Consider the following 14,212-nt stretch of genomic DNA (forward strand, 5'->3'; position numbering starts at 1 on the left):
GCGCCGTCCCTCCCGATTCCAAGAAAAGGACGTTCCATGTTCCTGTTGCTGCTGGCCTACCTTGGCGGTGTCCTGACCCTGCTCAGCCCCTGCATCCTGCCGGTGCTGCCGTTCGTGTTCGCGCGCTCGGACCGTCCGTTCCTGCGCAGCGGGCTGCCGCTGCTGGCCGGCATGGCGCTGATGTTCGCGGTGGTCGCCAGCCTGGCGGCGGTCGGCAGCCGCTGGGTGGCGCAGGCCAACCAGGCCGGCCGCTGGATCGCGCTGGCGGTGATGGCGGTGTTCGCGCTGGCGCTGTTGTGGCCGGCCCTGGCGAACCGGCTGCTGTCGCCGCTGCAGCGCCTGGGAGGGCGCCTGGATGCGTCGGCCGGGGACGGCGGGGGCGTCGCCGGTTCGCTGCTGATCGGTATCGCCACCGGCCTGCTGTGGGCGCCCTGCGCCGGGCCGATCCTGGGGTTGATCCTCACCGGTGCCGCGCTGCAGGGGGCCAATGCCGGCACCAGCGGGCTGCTGCTGGCCTACGCGCTGGGAGCGGCGACGTCGCTGGCGCTGGCGGTGTGGATCGGCGGCCGGGTGTTCGCCGCGCTCAAGCGGCACCTGGGCGCGGGCGAATGGATCCGGCGCGGGCTGGGCATCGCCGCCCTGCTGGCGGTGGTCGCCATCGCCATGGGCTGGGACACCGGGGTGCTGACCCGGCTGTCGACGGTGAGCACCGCGCGCCTGGAACAGGGGCTGTTGGACGCATTGCCGGCGCGCGACCCAATGCCGGGTGGCGCGATGATGATGACGGCGGACCAGGGCGCGATGCCGGGGCTGCCGGTCGAGGGCCAACTGCCGTCGCTGGCCGGCGCCAGCGGCTGGCTCAACAGCCCGCCGCTGGATGCGCAGGGCCTGCGCGGCAAGGTGGTACTGGTCGATTTCTGGACCTACTCGTGCATCAACTGCCTGCGTGCGCTGCCGCATGTTCGCCAGTGGTACCAGCGTTACCGCGACCACGGCCTGGTGGTGGTGGGCGTGCATGCGCCGGAATTCGCGTTCGAGCGCGACGTGCGCAACGTGCAGCGCGCGGTCGAGGACCTGGGCGTCAGCTGGCCGGTGGCGCTCGACAATGATTTCGCGATCTGGCGGGGCTTCGACAACCGCTACTGGCCGGCGCATTACTTCATCGACGCGCAGGGGCGCATCCGCGCCCATCATTTCGGCGAGGGCGGCTACGAGGAGTCCGAGCAGATCATCCGCCGGCTGCTGCGCGAGGCGGGCAATCCGTTGCCGGGCGACGCGCCCGCGATAGCGGCGACGGCGCGCGCGGCGGTCGAGCGCGCGGCGGACATGGGCAACCTGCGCTCGCCGGAAACCTACATCGGCCACGCGCGGGCGGAGCATTTCGCCTCGCCGGGCGGACAGCGTGCGGGCCGCGCCTTCGATTACACGGTGCCGGCCGTGCTGCGGCTCAACCAATGGGCGCTTGGCGGGCGCTGGCTGGTGGGCGAGGAGGACGCACGCCTACAGCAGGCCGGCGGCCGCATTGCCTTCCGCTTCCATGCGCGCGATCTGCACCTGGTGCTGGCGCCGCAGGTGGACGGCCGGCCGGTGCGTTTCCGGGTGCGCGTCGATGGCCATGCGCCGGGTGCGATGGCCGGTGCCGACGTGGGCGCCGGTGGCGAGGGCCGGGTGGACGAGAACCGGCTCTACCAGTTGATCCGCCAGGACGGCGACGTCGGCGAGCGCAGCTTCGAGATCGAGTTCCTCGATCCGGGCGTACGCGCCTATGCCTTTACCTTCGGTTGAATCCGGGAGGCCGGACGATGAAACCCGCGATGGAAAAACTGTTCGCCGGCGGCGTTGCCGTGCTGGTCGCCGGCCTGCTGGTACTGGGCGTGGCCGGCCTCGATCGCCCCGTGCACGCGGCGGCGGCTGCGCCGGCGGCGGAGGTTCCCGCGCCCAGCGGCATCGCCGACCTGCGGCAGCCGGGCGTACACCGCGCACGGGTGGTGTTCGCCGGCGGCTGTTTCTGGGGCGTGCAGGGCGTGTTCCAGCACGTGAAGGGCGTGGACAGCGCCGTGTCCGGCTACATCGGGGGCAGCGGCGCCGACGCCCGCTACCCGCGCGTCAGCGCCGGCAATACCGGCCATGCCGAAGCGGTGCAGGTGACCTACGACCCGTCCCGGGTGAGCTATGCGCAGCTGATGCAGGTGTTCTTCTCGGTGGTCCACGACCCCACCCAGCGCGACCGGCAGGGCCCGGACCGCGGCAGCCAGTACCGCTCCGCGGTCTACGCCGACGACGCGGCGCAGCGCGCGGCGACGCTGGCCTACATCGACCAGTTGCAGCGCAGCGGCGTGTTCGCCGCGCCGCTCGCGACCCGGGTCGACGGCGGCAAGCCGTTCTATCCGGCCGAGGACTACCACCAGAACTACCTCGCGCTGCATCCGGACGCGGCGTACATCCGCTTCTACGACCTGCCGAAGATCGAGGCGCTCAAGCGCCAGTACCCGGCGCTCTACCGCGACGCGCCACGGCTGGTGATGCCGGTGTCAGTGCGTTGAAGCCGGGGCCGCGTAGCGGCTCCAGAACACGAAGGGCCGCCGGCTATGCCACCGGCGGCCCTTCGGTTTCCAGGCGTTGGAGCGCGGACTCAGCCCAGGCCTTCGGCCTTGAGCGCGGCCTGCACCGCCGGGTCGGCCTGCATGCGCTGCTCGAAGCGGTCCAGCGCGTCCATGCCGGCCAGGTCGATCTTGAGGCCGCGTGCCCAGCGCAGGGTCACGTAGGTGTAGGCGTCGGCGATGGAGGGGCGCGGCGTCCCGCCCAGCCAGTCGACCTGCGCGAGGCGGTCGTTGAGGCGCTGGTACAGGCCCTTGAGCTTGTCGCGCGAATGCTGCTGGGTGCGGGCGATGACCGCCTCGTCCTCCAGATACCGGGTCGAGCCGAAGATCGGGTAGTACACCGGGTGCAGGTCGGCGTTGACGAAAGACAGCCAGCGGTTGACCTCGGCGCGGGTGCGCGGGTCGCTGCCGCCGTCCAGGCCGGCGGCCGGGGCCTTGTCGCAGATGTAATGCAGGATCGCCGCGTTCTGGGTCAGGACCCAGCCGTCGTCCTCGAGCACCGGCACCGCGCCGGCCGGGTTCATGGCCATGTACGCCGGCGACTTCATGGTGGCATGGTCGACGATCTGGACTTCGAACGGCAGGCCGGACCAGATCAGCGCGATGTGGTCGGCCAGCGAGCAGGCGCCGGGTTTGGTGTAGAGCTTCATCGGATACCTCGGGGGTGGAATGACCCCCGCATTATCGTCAGCGGCGCGTCGGCCGGCGTGACCGGCATGCGATGCCGCCGCGTCAGGACGTGCGCGGCTTGAGCGACTGCACCTTGTAGAAGGTGTGCCCGCCGATGGTGGCGACCTGGTAGGCGTTGCGCCAGCTGGGGCTGGCGATGGCATGCGCGGCGAAGTGGCTGGCGCCGGGCACGATCTCCTTGCGCTGGCCGGCCGGCAGCGCCCAGTTGCGCTCGGCGGCGAAGGCCACGTCCACGGCTTCGGCCCAGGCGTCGTTGTTGCGCAGCTGGGTGTCCGGCGCCACCAGGGTGGGCGCGAACTGCTTGCGTGCGGTCACCACCTGGCACATCGAATCGCCCCACAGGCCGCTGTCGAGGCGGCGCAGCGCGACTTCGGCCACGGCCTGCTGGCCGCGCAGGGTCTGGTCGCGGGCTTCCAGATAGACGGTGGTACTCAGGCACAGCGAATCGGCGGCCGGCTGCGGCAACAACTGCGACAGCCAGAGAATCCAGGCCAGTTTCATAGGTCTCCTTGCTCCGTGTGGGCCGCAATCGGCCTGTTCCCCGCGTGGCAGGGACAGGACGGCAGCGGCTTGGCGTCATGGGGAGGCGGCCATGGCATCGGGGCCGCCCCGTGGGCAGACCCCGGTCAATCGACCCTGGGGGCTGCGCCGTGCTCACCAGAACTGGGGGGTGAGCGGAAAGTGGGCGCAAGGTAGGGGGGCAATCCCAAACTCATCCTGAATGCGCGTTCTTGACATTCAGCTTCATTGCAGGGGCCGGATCCGGCCCGGGTGTCGCGATGCGCGGGCGTCCAGGGCGGTGCAGGGTGTGTCGCCGGTCACGGAAAAACGCCTGCGGTGGGCCCTTCCGGATCGCCCGGTGTGCGCGTTGTCGGCGCGGGCGGCAGGGAACCTGATGCCTTGGCCGGCTGCCTGGGGCCCGGCGGCGCCATGCCCGCGCACGCGGACAGCCGCACGCCGCCAAAGCGCTTCGCGCGCGGGTTGGCGGCCAACGGGACGCATGCCCCGGGCAGGGCGCGCAGCGATGGCGGTGGTGGATGCGCGCGGCCCGCTGCGGCCAAGCCCGGCGGGCGCGAATGCGGCGGCGGGCCTAGAGCGCGGCGGCCAGGCGGCTGCCCTGGTCGATGGCGCGCTTGGCATCCAGCTCGGCGGCCACATCGGCACCACCGATCACATGGGCGGCCACGCCCGCGGCGCGCAACGCATCGGCCAGTGCGCGCATCGGCTCCTGCCCCGCGCAGACCACCACGGTGCCGACCTCCAGCAACCGTTCGGCACCGTCGACGCGGATGCGCAGGCCGCGGTCGTCCACGCCCAGGTACTCCACGCCGCCCAGCATCCGCACGCCCTTGGCCTTGAGCGTGGCGCGGTGGATCCAGCCGGTGGTCTTGCCCAGGCGGGCGCCGGGCTTGCCGGGGCTGCGCTGCAGCAGCCACACCTGGCGTGCCGGTGCCTCGGGTTGCGGCGTGGACAGCGCGCCGCGGCTTTCGAAACTCGGGTCCACGCCCCATTCGGCCATCCAGCGGGCCTTGTCCAGCGACGGCGACGGTCCTTCCTGTACCAGGAATTCACCGACGTCGAAGCCGATGCCGCCGGCGCCGATGATGGCCACCTTGTCCGCCGCCCTGACCCGGCCCTGCAGCACATCCAGGTAGCTGACCACCATCGGGTGGTCGGCACCGGGGAAGTCCACCTTGCGCGGCGAGATGCCGGTCGCGACCACGACCGCGTCGTAGCCGGCCAGCATCGGCGCGTCGGCGCGCGTGCCCAGGCGCACGTCCACGCCGGTATCGGCCAGCCGGTGGCGGAAATAGCGCAGGGTCTCGTGGAACTCCTCCTTGCCGGGGATGCGCTTGGCCACGTTGAACTGGCCGCCGATCTCATCGGCCGCGTCGAACAGGGTGACGGCGTGGCCACGCTCCGCGGCGACGGTGGCGCAGGCCAGGCCCGCCGGACCCGCGCCGACCACCGCCACGCGCTTGGCGACGGCGGCCGGGCGGTAGACCAGTTCGGTCTCGTGCGCGGCGCGCGGGTTGACCAGGCAGGTCGCGCGCTTGTTGACGAAGATGTGGTCCAGGCAGGCCTGGTTGCAGGCGATGCAGGTATTGATGGTCTCCGGCCTGCCGGCGCGGGCCTTGGCCGGCCACTGCGGGTCGGCCAGCAGTGGCCGCGCCAGCGACACCATGTCGGCCTGGCCGTCGGCCAGCACCCGTTCGGCGACGTCGGGCATGTTGATGCGGTTGACCGCGATCACCGGCACGTTCACGTGCGGGCGCAGTTTGGCGGTGACGCCGGCGAAGGCGGCGCGCGGCACCGAGGTGGCGATGGTGGGCACGCGCGCCTCGTGCCAGCCGATGCCGGAGTTGATCAGGGTCGCGCCGGCCGCTTCGATCGCCCGGGCCTGCTGCAGGATCTCCTCCCAGTTGCTGCCGTCCTCCACCAGGTCCAGCAGCGACAGCCGGTAGATGATGATGAAATCCGGGCCGCAGGCCTCGCGGATGCGGCGCACGATCTCCACCGCGAAGCGCATGCGCCGGGCGGCATCGCCTCCCCAGGCGTCGTTGCGCCGGTTGGTGCGCGGGGCGATGAACTCGTTGATCAGGTAGCCCTCCGAGCCCATGACCTCGACGCCGTCGTAGCCGGCCTCGCGCGCCAGCCGCGCGGCGCGGGCGTAGCTGGCGATCTGGCGCTCGACGCCCCGCGCCGACAATGCGCGGGGGGTGAACGGGTTGATCGGCGCCTTCAGCTTCGACGGTGCCACCTGCAGCGGGTGGTAGGCATAGCGGCCGGCGTGCAGCAGCTGCAGGCAGATATGGGCGCCGTGGCCGTGCACGGCCGCGGTGACCTGCCTGTGCCGGCCCACTTCCCAGGGCCAGGACAGCTTGCTGCCGAACGGTGCCAGCCAGCCGGCGATGTTCGGCGAGAAGCCGCCGGTGACCAGCAGTGCCGCACCGCCGGCGGCGCGTTCGCCGAAATAGGCCGCCAGCTTCGGAAAGTCGCGGACATGGTCCTCGAGGCCGGTATGCATCGAGCCCATCAGGATGCGGTTGCGCAGCCGGGCGAAGCCCAGGTCCAGTGGCGCGAACAGATGGGGATAGGCGGTGTCGGTGGCTGGCGTCATGATGGATACGCTTGCGTACGGATCGCGTCAGCCTGCCCCGAAACCCGGTCTGCGGCAAGGGGTGGGCGGGCGTGGCCGGCACGCATGCGATGGCCACGCGGCTCGGACAACCCCGCGCAGCGTGGCATCCCGGGGCGGCGGCGGGCGCGCCGCATGGCGTGGCACGGGCCCGGGTACGTGCCCTCGGCGCGGGTTGCCGGCGCCCCGTCCACCGGCCGGCGTGCCGCGCAGGAGCCGAATCCGCCGAAGTCGCCGAGGCCGCGATTGCGCGGCCGGCGCTATCCGCATGCGGATGCGGACATCAGCCCCGCGGTCGTCGTGCCTGGCCGCGTATAGCCGTTGTCAGCGGCCACGGACGGGACAGCGGACCGCCGCGACCCCAGCAGGCGCACAGGTGCGGCAGGCACCGCCATCGGCCACCCGTTGCACCCACGGCGCGGGCATGCCGCGCGCGGCTGCTCAGTCCCAGCCTTCGAGCACCAGCTTGCCCAGGGTGCTGCCCGACTCCAGCAACCGGTGCGCCTGGCGCAGGTTGGCCGCGTTGACCGCGCCCAGGCGCGCGCTGACGGTGGTGCGCAGTTCGCCGGCATCGATCAGGCTGGCCGCGCGGGTGAGGATGCGGTGCTGTTCGATCATGTCGGCGGTGCGGAAGCGCGCCCGCGCGAACATGAACTCCCAGTGGATGCCGATGCACTTGGCCTTGTACGGGTCGCCGATGCGCAGCTCGCCAGCGGGCTCCACGATCAGCCCAACATGGCCCTGGGGCGCCAGCAGTTCACCGAGCACCTGCCAGTAGCGGTCGGTGTCGGCCAGGTTCAGCGCGGCGTCCACCTGGCTGATGCCCAGCGCCTGCAGCTGCGGCGCCAGTGGCTGGCGATGGTCGATGACGTGTTCGGCACCCAGCGCCCGGCACCAGGCGCGGCTTTCCTCGCGCGAGGCGGTCGCCACCACCGTGAATCCGGCATGGCGGCCAAGCTGGATCGCCATCGACCCGACGCCGCCGGCGCCACCGATGATCAACAGGATCCGGCCGATGTTGCGCCGCCCGTCGAGCTGGTAGGGCATGCGCTGGAACAGCAGTTCCCAGGCCGTGAGCGTGGTCAGTGGCAGCGCCGCGGCTTCGGCGAAATCCAGCGTGCGCGGCTTGCGCGCGACCAGCCGCTCGTCCACCAGTTGCCGCTGCGCGTTGCAGCCCTGGCGGGTGACGTCGCCGGCGTAGTACACCTCGTCGCCCACCGCGAACGCGGTCACCGCGGGGCCGACGGCCAGCACGGTGCCGGCCGCATCGAAACCGAGGATGCGCGGCGGCGTTTCCTCACCCGTGCCCGAACGCCGCAGCTTGGTGTCGACCGGGTTGACCGATACCGCCCGCACTTCCACCAGCAGGTCCTGCCCCTGCGGCGCGGCGGGCGCCGGCAGCTCGACGTCTTCCAGCGCGCGGGGGTCCTCGATCGGCAGGTAGCGGCTCAGGCCAACAGCTTTCATGGCGGAAGTTCCGTTCGGTGGGGGGCTGCGGCCATGATACAAAGGGACCGTTCAGGTCAGGACGACGGCATCTGCCGTCGCGGCCGTTGTCCCGCTGCCGGCCCGGCGCGCCTGCGCGCGGTGGTCGGAAACCCCGCAATGCCTGTCCGGGCTGGGATCTTGTGCGTTTTTACCAAGCTGTATAGGGTGAGGCCCGGTGGCCATCCGAAGTCCGGGGGCCCTGCCATTTGTTACGCAGCTGTTAACGTCGTCTTCACGGCCCAGCGCATAATGTGCACCGCGTTGGCGTGCGGAAACGGCCATCTTTCGGACGCGACGAACGAAATCGCTGTGCTGGACATGCCATTACCGGTTTCATACCCCCGAAACAAGGAGTTGTATTCATGAACAAGAAGATCCTTACCGCCGCACTGCTGGGCGGTCTGGCATTTGCCCAGGCTGCGTCGGCCCAGGAATTCGATGACCGCTGGTATCTGACCGGTTCGGCCGGCTTCAACTTCCAGGACAACGACCGTGGGACCAACGATGCTCCGTTCGTGACCCTGGGCCTGGGCAAGTTCATCAGCCCGAACTGGTCGCTGGACGGCGAGCTGAACTACCAGAACCCGAACTTCGACAAGAACCAGGACCTGAACTGGTCGCAGTACGGCGCTTCGCTGGACCTGCGTCGCCACTTCATCCAGGACGGCCGCGGCTGGAACCCGTACCTGCTGTTCGGCCTGGGCTATCAGAAGGCTGAGGAAGAGTACGTCGTCAATTCGGTGAACTCGCCGGCGCAGCGCAAGGACGGCAACCTGGCCGCCAAGATCGGTGCCGGTCTGCAGACCACCTTCGACAAGCGCGTCGCCGTGCGTGCCGAAGTCGCCTACCGCGCTGATTTCGACGACCAGAGCGTGAACCCGCGCCTGGCCGGCCATGACAACGACTGGTTCGGCGACGTGCTGGCTTCGGTCGGCGTCGTGATTCCGCTGGGCCCGGCCCCGGTTGCCGCCGTGGCTCCGCCGCCGCCGGCTCCGGTTGCGCCGAGCTGCGCCGACCTGGACGACGACGGTGACGGCGTCAACAACTGCGACGACAAGTGCCCGAACTCGCAGGCCGGCCAGATCGTGGGTCCGGACGGCTGCCCGGTGCCGGTGTCGATCGACCTGAAGGGCGTGAACTTCGACTTCGACAAGTCGACCCTGCGTCCGGATGCCGTCGCCATCCTGAGCGAGGCCAGCGAGATCCTGAAGCGTTACCCGGAACTGCGCGTTGAAGTCGCCGGTCACACCGACTCGAAGGGTACCGACGCCTACAACCAGAAGCTGTCCGAGCGTCGCGCCAAGGCCGTGTACGACTACCTGACCGGCCACGGCGTTGCCGCTTCGCGTCTGGTGGGCCCGATCGGCTACGGCGAGAGCCGCCCGATTGCGCCGAACACCAACCCGGATGGTTCGGACAACCCGGAAGGTCGCGCCAAGAACCGTCGCACCGAGCTGAACGTCCAGAACTGATCGGACGTATCGGTTGATTCGAAACAGGGCCCGGCGAAAGCCGGGCCTTGTTTTTACGCGTTCCCGGGAATCCGGGCGGATGCCCGCGCGACGCGCGCACACGCCTGCCGTGAACCCGGAAATGAAGGTTGAAAGCCCCGCGGGGCATGCCTACACTCGCGGCGTTCCCTGTACGGATGGAAATACCGATGCTGCGTATCGCACTGGCCGGCGCCCTGGCCCTGGTCCTCGTTCCCGCCGCCCACGCAGCCGTCGATTGCTCGGCCAGTGCCATCGTGCCGCCGCCGTTGCCGGCCACGGTGATCGAGCCGGTCGCCATGGAGCTGTATGCCCGTCCGGGCCAGCTGGGCATGCCCTCGGGCGTGCTGGCGCCCAACGCCAGCGGCGAGCAGTCGCTGGACCGCGTACTGATGCGCCTGCGCGTGGAAAGCTGCAACAACGTCGCCAGCGCGATGCCGGCGCGCCCGGCGATCAACCCCAACGATCCGGCGGCCTACAAGCCGCAGACGCAGTACGACAACACGCCGTGGCGGTTCGACATGAGCCAGAACGGCAAGCGCATGACCGCGGACGAGTTCGATGCGTGGATGAAGGCCCGCGGCGTGCGCGTGGTCAAGGCGGCGACGCCGGCGGCCGAAGGCGCGGCCGAAGCCAAGGCGGCGGCCGAGGTCAAGTAAGCCGGGCGCCCGGATGCCGCGCAGGAATTCCCGTGATGCCCGCCCTGCCAGACAGGGCGGGCATTTTGTTGTGCCCTCCGGCACCGCCGCCAGGAACGGGGCGCCCCCGGGCACGCCGAGGCATGGCCTGGCGCGGGTGCTGTCGAAGGCGGGCGTGTGTTCGCGTGCCGAGGCCGCGCGGCGCGTGCTGGCCGGCCGGGTTGGCGTGGACGGCCGGGTCGTGCGCGACCCCGAGTTCCCCGTGGTCCCCGGGCGGCAGCGGGTGACCCTGGACGGCCAGCCCATCGTGGCGGCGCAACGCCTGTACCTGGCCTTGAACAAGCCGCGCGGCCTGGTCACCAGCGTCCGCGACGAGCAGGGCAGGGACACCGTGTACCGTTGTTTCGAGGGCGCGGGCCTGCCGTGGCTGGCACCGGTGGGGCGCCTGGACAAGGCCAGCGAAGGCCTGCTGTTCTTCAGCAACGACCCGGAATGGGCCGCCCGGCTGACCGACCCGGCGACCGGTCCGTTGAAAACCTATCGCGTGCAGGTCGATGGCGTGCCCGATGCGGCGCAGCTGGCGTGCATGCGCGCTGGCATCGACGACGCGGGTGAACACCTGGCCGCGCATTCGGTCGTGCTGCTGCGCCAGGGCGAGCGCAACGCGTGGCTGGAGATCGTGCTGGACGAGGGCCGCAACCGGCACATCCGGCGCCTGCTGCAGGCATTGGGGTTCGACGTGCTGCGCCTGGTGCGGGTGGCGATCGGGCCGGTCCGGCTGGGCGAGCTGGCCAAGGGGCAGTGGCGGGTGCTGGACGAGGCGGAACTGAAACAGTTGGCTCCGCATTCAGTCCAGGCGCCTGCCAATTCATGAAATTCTTCATGTATTTCATGCAAATAGCTTGATTTCCTAAAGTACAGGGTTAGGCTGTAGGCCTGTTCTCCAGCGAGGTCGCGCAACCATGTCAGCTTTCAACCGCATCGCGGTGTCGTCACTTGGAGCGGCCGCGGCCGTGGTTCTGGCCGGTTGTGCGTCGTCGGGCAAGCCGGTGGCGGCGGCGCCCGCGGAAAAGCCGGTCACGGTGACGGTGGAAGCGCCGATGGCGGAGAAGGACGCGCTGGGCAACTACCGCTTCCTGATGCAGCAGGCGGGCAAGAACATGAGCGCCGACCAGTTCGATGCCTGGATGAAGGCCAACGGCATCCGCGTCGCCCGTGGGGGCGCGGCGGCCAAGCCCGAGGCGGCGCCGGCCGCGCCGGCAGCGAAGCGGTAGCGCGGCGGCCGCCACGGCCTGCCGCCAATGTCGTAAAGAGAAACAGGCGCCCTGAGGCGCCTGTTCTCGTTGGGGGCCCGCTCAGCCCTTGATGACGCCCAGTTCCCGGCCGATGCGGGTGAAGGCGTCGATGGCGCGGTCCAGGTGCTCGCGGCTGTGCGCGGCGCTCATCTGCGTGCGGATGCGCGCCTGGCCCTTGGGCACCACCGGGAAGAAGAAGCCGATCGCATAGATGCCTTCTTCCAGCAGGCGCTCGGCGAACTTCTGCGCCAGCGGTGCGTCGTACAGCATCACCGGGCTGATCGGGTGCACGCCGGGCTTCACGTCGAAGCCGGCGGCGCTCATCTTCTCGCGGAAGTAGGCGGTGTTTTCGGCCAGCCTGCGGCGCAGGTCGTCGGCCTTGTCGAGCATGTCGAAGGCCTTGATGCCGGCGGCGACCACGTGCGGCGGCAGCGAGTTGGAGAACAGGTACGGGCGCGAGCGCTGGCGCAGCAGCTCGATCACTTCGGCGCTGGCGCAGGTGAAGCCGCCCAGCGCGCCGCCCATGGCCTTGCCCAGGGTGCCGGTGATGATGTCGATCTTGTCCAGCACGCCCTTGACCTCGGCCGAGCCGCGGCCAGTGGCGCCGAGGAAGCCGGTGGCGTGGCATTCGTCGATGTGCACCAGCGCGTTGTACTTCTTGGCCAGCGCGGTGATCTCGTCCAGCGGGGCGATGAAGCCGTCCATCGAGAACACGCCGTCGGTGGTGATCAGCTTGGTCCTGCAGCCGGCGGCATCGGCGGCCTGCAGCTGTGCTTCCAGGTCGGCCATGTCGCAGTTGGCGTAGCGGAAGCGCTTGGCCTTGCACAGGCGCACGCCGTCGATGATCGACGCATGGTTGAGTGCATCGGAAATGATGGCGTCGTTCTCGCCGAGCAGCGGCTCGAACAGGCCGCCGTTGGCGTCGAAGCAGGCGGCGTAGAGGATGGTGTCGTCCTTGCCGAAGAACTCGGCGATCTGCTTTTCCAGCTGCTTGTGCAGGTCCTGGGTGCCGCAGATGAAGCGCACCGAGGCCATGCCGAAGCCATGGCTGTCCAGCGCGTCCTTGGCGGCCTGGATCAGCGCCGGGTGGTCGGCCAGGCCCAGGTAGTTGTTGGCGCAGAAATTGAGCACGCTGCGGCCATCGTCCAGGGTGATCTCAGCCGACTGCGGGCTGGTGATGATGCGTTCGGATTTGAACAACCCCTGCGCGCGGATGGCGTCCAGTTCCTCGGCGTAGTGCCGGGTGAGCGGGGAAGTGTGCGCGTTGGCGGTCATGGCAGGGTTTTGCGGTGGAGGGAGTGACGATTCTAGCGGCCTGGCGTTGCCGCCGCCGGTTTCATGGGGAATGGCTATAAGCGCCACGGCCGAAGTCATTTCTCCGTGTGCGTGTGCGCCCGCAGCATCGACGCTCCCCCCCTGCCTTCCAGGAGCCACCGATGACCGCCCCCCCGCTCCCGTCCACCGCGCCGACCAGGAAGCTGTTGTCCCTCAGCCTGGCCGTGGCGCTGTGCGGGGTGGCGGCATCGGCGCAGGCGCAGCAGCCCACCGTGGAACAACTGCAGCAGCGCCTGGAACGGCTGGAACGCCTGGCTGGCGTGCCCGGCGTGGCAGCCGTCGAAGGTGTCGACCTGGCCGGGCTGGACCAGCGCCTGCGCATCCTCGAGCGCCGCCTGGAGCTGCAGGAGGAAGAGCGGGTGGCCGCCGCCCGGGCCGCGCCGCAGATCACCGTCGACCCGAAGGGCGCCGCGTTCCGGTCCGGCGACGGCCACTACGAGCTCAAGCTGCGCGGCCTGCTGCAGGGCGACGCGCGCGTGTTCGTCGGCGATGGCAACCAGAACGACAGCTTCCTGCTGCGCACCGCCCGGCCCACGCTGGAGGGTTCGCTGGGCAAGCGGGTCGCCTACCGCTTCACCCCGGAGTTCGCCGGCGACAGCGCGACCATCGTCGATGCCTATGTCGACCTGCGCTTCAATCCGGCCCATGCGCTGCGCGTGGGCAAGTTCACCTCGCCGGTGGGGCTGGAGCGCCTGCAGTCCTCGGCGGCCCTGGTGGACGTCGAGCGCGCGCTGCCCAGCGAGCTTGCGCCGAACCGCGACTTGGGCGTGCAGCTGCAGGGCGAGCTGGCCGCGGGCAGGTTCAGCTACGCGCTGGGCGTGTTCAACGGCGCGGTCGATGGCCGCGACGCGACGAGCAGCAACCCCGACGATGATTTCGAGATCGCCGGCCGCGTGTTCTTCGAGCCGCTCAAGGGCAGCGACAGCGCGTGGGCGGGGCTGGGCATTGGCCTGGGCGCGAGTGCCGGGCAGAAACATGGCGTTGGCAGCAGCTTCCTGCCGCGCTACCGCACCCCGGGCCAGGCGACCTTCTTCAGCTACCGCAGCACGGTGGCCGCCGACGGCGACACGCTGCGCTGGTCGCCGCAGGGCTGGTTCTACCGCAACGGCTTCGGCCTGCAGGCCGAGTACATCGTCTCGCGCCAGGAAGTGGCCCGCGACGCGCGTCGCACCGCCCTGGAACACCGCGCCTGGCAGGCGACGGCCAGCTACGTCCTGACCGGCGAGGACGCCGGCTACCGCGGAGTGACGCCGTCGCACCCGTTCGGCGTCAACGGTGGGCACGGGGCGTTCGAACTCACCGCGCGCTACGGCGAGCTGCAAGCCGACGGGGCGGCGTTCCCGTTCTATGCCGATCCGGCGGCCTCGGCTGCGCGCATCCGGTCGTGGACGGTGGGCGCGAACTGGTACCTCACCGCGAACCTCAGGCTCGCCACCAACTACCTGCACAGCCGCTTCGGTGCCGTTGCCGGCGCCCAGAGGCTGGCCGACGAAAAAGCCGTTTTCTCGCGCCTGCAAGTTTCCTTCTGACGGAGAGC

At 70.3% G+C, this 14,212-nt stretch carries 12 protein-coding genes; 7 read left to right on the forward strand and 5 right to left on the reverse strand.

What is annotated here, in order from left to right; all coding sequences use genetic code 11:
- The first annotated feature begins 36 nt into the window (after nt 1-36).
- Nucleotides 37-1,785, forward strand: coding sequence for a cytochrome c biogenesis protein DipZ (locus tag ACJ7VY_RS03790; protein WP_409476387.1), 1,749 nt, complete (start codon nt 37-39; stop codon nt 1,783-1,785).
- Nucleotides 1,786-1,802: 17 nt separating this feature from the next.
- Nucleotides 1,803-2,543: a peptide-methionine (S)-S-oxide reductase MsrA gene (msrA, locus tag ACJ7VY_RS03795; protein WP_409476388.1), complete on the forward strand. Its 741-nt coding sequence runs from the start codon at nt 1,803-1,805 to the stop codon at nt 2,541-2,543.
- Between the two features lie 89 nt (nt 2,544-2,632).
- Here msrA and ACJ7VY_RS03800 read toward each other — a convergent pair whose 3' ends face one another.
- From ACJ7VY_RS03800 to ACJ7VY_RS03815, 4 genes are all read right to left on the reverse strand, one after another.
- Nucleotides 2,633-3,250, reverse strand: a complete 618-nt coding sequence (locus tag ACJ7VY_RS03800) for a glutathione S-transferase N-terminal domain-containing protein (RefSeq protein WP_312348145.1) — start codon at nt 3,248-3,250, stop codon at nt 2,633-2,635.
- Between the two features lie 82 nt (nt 3,251-3,332).
- Entirely contained in the window at nt 3,333-3,791 is a 459-nt protein-coding gene (locus tag ACJ7VY_RS03805) for a cell wall hydrolase (protein ID WP_054663411.1), read from the reverse strand.
- A 589-nt stretch (nt 3,792-4,380) separates the two neighbouring features.
- Nucleotides 4,381-6,411: an FAD-dependent oxidoreductase gene (locus ACJ7VY_RS03810; RefSeq protein WP_409476389.1), complete on the reverse strand. Its 2,031-nt coding sequence runs from the start codon at nt 6,409-6,411 to the stop codon at nt 4,381-4,383.
- Between the two features lie 459 nt (nt 6,412-6,870).
- Entirely contained in the window at nt 6,871-7,896 is a 1,026-nt protein-coding gene (locus tag ACJ7VY_RS03815; protein ID WP_293764769.1) for a zinc-binding alcohol dehydrogenase family protein, read from the reverse strand.
- Between the two features lie 383 nt (nt 7,897-8,279).
- On the opposite strand from ACJ7VY_RS03815, the gene ACJ7VY_RS03820 reads away from it, so the two are divergent.
- From ACJ7VY_RS03820 to ACJ7VY_RS03835, 4 genes are all read left to right on the forward strand, one after another.
- Nucleotides 8,280-9,389, forward strand: a complete 1,110-nt coding sequence (locus ACJ7VY_RS03820) for an OmpA family protein (protein ID WP_161615228.1) — start codon at nt 8,280-8,282, stop codon at nt 9,387-9,389.
- 188 nt (nt 9,390-9,577) lie between these two features.
- The gene (locus tag ACJ7VY_RS03825; protein WP_104940126.1) at nt 9,578-10,066 is read left to right on the forward strand and encodes a hypothetical protein; all 489 of its coding nucleotides are present in this window, start codon (nt 9,578-9,580) and stop codon (nt 10,064-10,066) included.
- Nucleotides 10,067-10,079: 13 nt separating this feature from the next.
- Nucleotides 10,080-10,919 carry a pseudouridine synthase gene (locus tag ACJ7VY_RS03830; RefSeq protein ID WP_409476390.1) on the forward strand — a complete coding sequence of 280 codons (840 nt, stop codon included), beginning with the start codon at nt 10,080-10,082 and terminating at the stop codon, nt 10,917-10,919.
- An 88-nt stretch (nt 10,920-11,007) separates the two neighbouring features.
- Entirely contained in the window at nt 11,008-11,319 is a 312-nt protein-coding gene (locus ACJ7VY_RS03835) for a hypothetical protein (protein WP_104938162.1), read from the forward strand.
- An 81-nt stretch (nt 11,320-11,400) separates the two neighbouring features.
- On the opposite strand, the gene kbl is transcribed toward ACJ7VY_RS03835, so the two are convergent.
- Nucleotides 11,401-12,615: a glycine C-acetyltransferase gene (gene kbl, locus ACJ7VY_RS03840; RefSeq protein ID WP_409476391.1), complete on the reverse strand. Its 1,215-nt coding sequence runs from the start codon at nt 12,613-12,615 to the stop codon at nt 11,401-11,403.
- A 161-nt stretch (nt 12,616-12,776) separates the two neighbouring features.
- On the opposite strand from kbl, the gene ACJ7VY_RS03845 reads away from it, so the two are divergent.
- Nucleotides 12,777-14,204 carry an OprO/OprP family phosphate-selective porin gene (locus tag ACJ7VY_RS03845; protein WP_409476392.1) on the forward strand — a complete coding sequence of 476 codons (1,428 nt, stop codon included), beginning with the start codon at nt 12,777-12,779 and terminating at the stop codon, nt 14,202-14,204.
- Nucleotides 14,205-14,212: the final 8 nt, after the last annotated feature.

The sequence above is a fragment of the Stenotrophomonas sp. Y-13 genome, assembly GCF_046267925.1.
Classification (GTDB): Bacteria; Pseudomonadota; Gammaproteobacteria; order Xanthomonadales; family Xanthomonadaceae; genus Stenotrophomonas; species Stenotrophomonas acidaminiphila_A.

Excerpts from the sequence above, each read along its gene's own strand:
- ACJ7VY_RS03790 (WP_409476387.1), top strand. The coding sequence starts at position 37 with ATGTTCCTGTTGCTGCTGGCCTACCTTGGCGGTGTCCTGACCCTGCTC.
- msrA (WP_409476388.1), top strand. The coding sequence starts at position 1,803 with ATGAAACCCGCGATGGAAAAACTGTTCGCCGGCGGCGTTGCCGTGCTG.
- ACJ7VY_RS03800 (WP_312348145.1), bottom strand. The coding sequence starts at position 3,250 with ATGAAGCTCTACACCAAACCCGGCGCCTGCTCGCTGGCCGACCACATC.
- ACJ7VY_RS03805 (WP_054663411.1), bottom strand. The coding sequence starts at position 3,791 with ATGAAACTGGCCTGGATTCTCTGGCTGTCGCAGTTGTTGCCGCAGCCG.
- ACJ7VY_RS03810 (WP_409476389.1), bottom strand. The coding sequence starts at position 6,411 with ATGACGCCAGCCACCGACACCGCCTATCCCCATCTGTTCGCGCCACTG.
- ACJ7VY_RS03815 (WP_293764769.1), bottom strand. The coding sequence starts at position 7,896 with ATGAAAGCTGTTGGCCTGAGCCGCTACCTGCCGATCGAGGACCCCCGC.
- ACJ7VY_RS03820 (WP_161615228.1), top strand. The coding sequence starts at position 8,280 with ATGAACAAGAAGATCCTTACCGCCGCACTGCTGGGCGGTCTGGCATTT.
- ACJ7VY_RS03825 (WP_104940126.1), top strand. The coding sequence starts at position 9,578 with ATGCTGCGTATCGCACTGGCCGGCGCCCTGGCCCTGGTCCTCGTTCCC.
- ACJ7VY_RS03830 (WP_409476390.1), top strand. The coding sequence starts at position 10,080 with ATGCCGCGCAGGAATTCCCGTGATGCCCGCCCTGCCAGACAGGGCGGG.
- ACJ7VY_RS03835 (WP_104938162.1), top strand. The coding sequence starts at position 11,008 with ATGTCAGCTTTCAACCGCATCGCGGTGTCGTCACTTGGAGCGGCCGCG.
- kbl (WP_409476391.1), bottom strand. The coding sequence starts at position 12,615 with ATGACCGCCAACGCGCACACTTCCCCGCTCACCCGGCACTACGCCGAG.
- ACJ7VY_RS03845 (WP_409476392.1), top strand. The coding sequence starts at position 12,777 with ATGACCGCCCCCCCGCTCCCGTCCACCGCGCCGACCAGGAAGCTGTTG.